The organism is Streptomyces sp. 4F14 (assembly GCF_048159485.1).
GTDB lineage: Bacteria > Actinomycetota > Actinomycetes > Streptomycetales > Streptomycetaceae > Streptomyces.
This window is the reverse complement of the sequence record NZ_JBLRVY010000459.1, coordinates 1-302: the sequence shown is the minus strand read 5'-3', so window position 1 is coordinate 302 and position 302 is coordinate 1. Positions and strand designations below refer to the sequence as shown.

At 73.8% G+C, this 302-nt stretch carries 1 protein-coding gene; it reads right to left on the bottom strand.

Annotated features, from left to right (window positions below; all coding sequences use genetic code 11):
- A partial coding sequence (locus tag ACLZOT_RS51585; RefSeq protein ID WP_416976189.1) for an ABC transporter substrate-binding protein occupies positions 1–302 on the bottom strand: 302 nt, incomplete at both ends.

Below are 302 nucleotides of genomic sequence, written 5' to 3'. Positions count from 1 at the left end.
ACCGGTGGCGATCCGCACCCGGTCCTCTCCCACCGCCTCGGCGGTCAGCTTGACTCCGGAGAGGGCGGCGGGGGCAGGCTCGGCCTCGGCCGCGTGGGTGAGGGCGGAGGCGACGGCCTCGGCGGTGACCGCACCGCCGTCCTGGAATCTGGCGTCCCGCAGCGTGAACAACCAGCTCCGCCCGCCCTTCTCGCTGGTCCACGACTCGGCGAGCGCGGGGACCGCGGCGCCGTTGGCGTCCAGCTTGGCGAGTCCCTCGGAGACACCCAGCTTGGACAGGTGGAGAGCGTCCTCGCCGTACG